The organism is Bradyrhizobium sp. I1.14.4, from assembly GCF_050435825.1.
GTDB lineage: Bacteria > Pseudomonadota > Alphaproteobacteria > Rhizobiales > Xanthobacteraceae > Bradyrhizobium.
This window is the reverse complement of the sequence record NZ_JBNDLA010000065.1, coordinates 1-3503: the sequence shown is the minus strand read 5'-3', so window position 1 is coordinate 3503 and position 3503 is coordinate 1. Positions and strand designations below refer to the sequence as shown.

2 protein-coding genes are annotated in these 3503 nt (G+C 58.8%); both read left to right on the top strand.

What is annotated here, in order from left to right; genetic code table 11:
• The coding region (locus ABIB78_RS38620) for a transposase (protein WP_429034278.1) at positions 1 to 165 on the top strand (165 nt) is incomplete at its 5' end.
• A 1256-nt stretch (positions 166 to 1421) separates the two neighbouring features.
• A complete protein-coding gene (locus tag ABIB78_RS38615; protein ID WP_429034277.1) occupies positions 1422 to 2351 on the top strand; it encodes a hypothetical protein in 930 nt (309 codons plus the stop codon).
• Positions 2352 to 3503: the final 1152 nt, after the last annotated feature.

The window sequence follows — 3503 nt, the reverse complement described above, 5'->3', positions numbered from 1 at the left end:
GAATTGGCCACTGCCGAGTTCGCGACGCTGCGTCTTCGTCTCTTGAAAATAGCAGCCCGGGTCGTCGAGACCGCGAGCCGCATTCGCCTTGCGTTCGCCGCGGCATGCCCCGAAGCCGACCTCTTCCGCAGCTTGCCCGGCGCGCTGCTCGCGCTCGGTCCGTAACCGACCGGGCCTGCGCCCGCTCACCCACCCCACTCCTCCAACGCGTACAAAACAGCTTGATGAAGAAACCGGTGAGAAAAGGCCGGACGGTCGCCCACGCCAGCCGCCAGCCCCCGTCAGACGTCAAGAACGACCGTGCTCTCGTGAATAGATCGGGCTAGTTGCTCATGATAGGCTTGTTTCGATGTGAAGCCCCAGAACGGGGCTTGATGCGGTCGATCGCGGACGGCATCCGGGGCACGTCAGGGCTTGAGAAGTCGCTTGCGACTTTTTTTGGGGGGATCCGGCCGAGGGGGTGCCAAAACCCGATTGGACGAAGGCTTGACGGTCTTCGCACCGAGGGCCGGACGCACGATCCGCATGCTCAAGCCCCTATGGGTTTCAGACAAAGGCCTCTGAGCCTGCGGCGGTCCGACAACCTGCCGCACAGCGAAAACGCGTGGGTACAATCGACGTTTCGTTCACAACTGGACACCGGACCCACACGGTAGGTGGTCCGAGCGCAATTAATTACCGAGGAAGTACCAAAGCTTCGGTGTGAATTGCCCCGATATCAGGAAATTCCGCCGAAACGATCGCGACACCTGCCTCAGGTAAATCGATGTTCGAAGAGGGGCATTCAAACACGACCCTATTGCCGTCGGTCGTCGCGGGCTTTGACCGTGGTCAAGCGGCGCGGAAATCCGGGAGGATTTCGAGCAATATCAACGTCGGTCCTGAATTACGGAACGATTCGGCGTCTAATCGGATCAATAGGTTACCGAGCAATTCAGAATGCTTCGGGAGAGACATGATCCGATGCTGAGCATCAATGAAACGGGCCCAGCGCCCTTGGGTCGATGCTGGGGCCGCTTCGCCGCTCCGCCGAATCGAAAGGGGCCGCTCACGCCGCGACCCCTTACCGGGAGAATTCTCGAAAATAAGATCGGGATGAAATGTCCAGCCCCGGCAACGATGAGACTAGAGTTTTCCACAATCTATGTGGACTCCGGGAGAACACGGTGTTCCGATGCCGGAACCACGAGTGTCGTAATTGGGACAGCGCCGGGTGCGCCGAGAGACGGCTCGAGGTCAGAGCCCGGCTCCATTTCATCGAGAAGGGCGAGCAGCCGCTCGATCTCATCCATAGCTTCGCGGCGGAGGCGCCCAAGCGCCGGACGACAAAAGCTCGCCAGCGGAGCGCGCTGGGCGCTGTGGTGCCCTTCCCGCGCGCCACTGTCCACCGAAAGTATCCCTCCGCCTTATTGTGAATGGGCTTGCCCGTGCTTTTTGGTTGCGGGAAAATCTCGCTGTTTATTGGGGCATGTTTTATGAGTGCGAAACGTAATGCCGGCGCGGCAGCCTGCGCCCTCTTGGCCATGTTCTTCAACCTCCAGGCAGGTCAATCCGCCGAGATCAAGAGCGGGATCGGCAAGTCCGGCCAGGCGGCCATCTGGATCACTGGGGAGATCCTTCCCGGCGATTCAGACAAGTTTTCGCTGGCCGTGAAGCAGGCGAACGACGCCGGGAAGTACGTTGCGAACGTCCGGCTTGATTCTCCCGGCGGCAACTTGCTTGAGGGAGCGAAGATCGCGGACTCGATCAGGTTCGGCAAAATGTCAACAAACGTGGGGAAGACGGCAATCTGCGCATCGGCGTGCTTCCTGATGTTCGCTGCCGGATCAGCAAAGAATGTGAGCTATGGCGCTCAAATCGGCGTTCACGGGGCATCCGGTGAAAATGGTGAGGAGACAGTCGCTTCGGGCGCGGCAACAGTCTCTATGGCCAAGATGGCGAAGGAGCTTGGAGTCCCACCGGCGATCATCGGGAGAATGGTCGTCACCGCGCCGAGCGACATGGTTTGGCTGAGTCCGCAAGATCTTCAGTCCATGGGCACGACCATGATGGGGCGCCCATCTCAAACGGCTAGTCCACCTGTCGCCAACTTGCAGCAAACTCCGCCGACCGGGCCAATGTCGTCAGCGCCATCAGGCGCAAACGCAGCTGCTTCTCGCTCTTCCAACAATGATGTGCCTACTTGGGGTGAACTACTGAACAAAGCGATGGAGAAGTCAGCGAGTCAAAATAATGGAAATCCGCTTTTTTCTCGCTCTTGTCAGCCCGAGCATAAAGTCTGCATCACGGGTCTGACCTACGTGGACAACAAGGGAAAGATCGCCTTTTTGAAAACTGAAGAAGATATGTAAAGGCAAAATTATAGCACGTGAAGCGTGCACCCTGAATGAGTTCAATGACGTTCGGACCTGCGTCAACTGGGACAATGGCACCATGCACCGTGATATGAAGGACAGCGCAGGCGGCTGGTCAAAGATTGCAGATGAATAGACTTCGGGCGTTCTAGCAGCGTCAACTTTCCGCACCCACGCGCTGTGCAGCACCGTCGATTTGGACGTCGCGCCATGACCGCTCCGCTCCTCGCCGCCATTGCCGTATCCCGCCCATTATCACGAGACCTCAAACGCGCTATCATCCGGCCATTCTTTGGACAAGGCTGAAGGGAGTGCTGGAGGCTGATCGACCCTGACGGATTGCCGAGTCGGCACGCCGCCGACTCCGGCCGTGAGCAAGCCCGAGCGGACGTCTCAGCCGCCGTACGCAAGAGCGCGGCCTCGAATCGCAAGGGAGTGGTTCTACGATGAATGGTGACCGTCGATGCAGCGATCATCGACGTCTCGCGCCGCAAAAATGCCTCGATTCTGACTGCGGCGCGGTGTCACTTCCGGTTTTGGCCCGTTCGAGACGCCCCACCGCGTCGAACGATGTCCAAGTTCAAGAGCAAAGCGGATTTGTCCCGAGCATGCGCAGCGCCGCCCGCAAAACTACGGGGCTATCAACGTTAATTCGCGTCCATTGTTGTTGATCGAGACGAAACCGGACACTCTTGCGCGTCGCATCTAATCACTGGCGCGCGCCATGGTCTCGAAAGCAACGAAACAGGCTAGACTGAAAGTCTCCGAGAGGAAGTGTCCCGCATGCGGCGGCTCAGGTCTTGAGCCGATTGTGCAGCAGCTACATGACGGCCGGAGAGTTTACCCGCCAAAGTGCAAGGTGTGCGGAGGCAAGGGCCGGGTGACGGAGACCGCCGACTGAGGCAGGCCATTTTATCGGGCAGGCTAAAATGAATAGCGATGACGCCCAGATCAACTTCCAAGCGCCAGCAACTCTTTGCAAGTGGTCCTCGCTCAACAATGAGCGCCGCGCTGCGGGTTCAGGTCCACATACGGTCGTTGATGGCACGCTAGCGTCCCGAGTCACAAGTTCGCAATGGTAGATTCGCAGTAGATTCGCGTCGCTGTGCCAGAGATGGCGGCTGCAACAGCGACGGAGGATCTGATGGC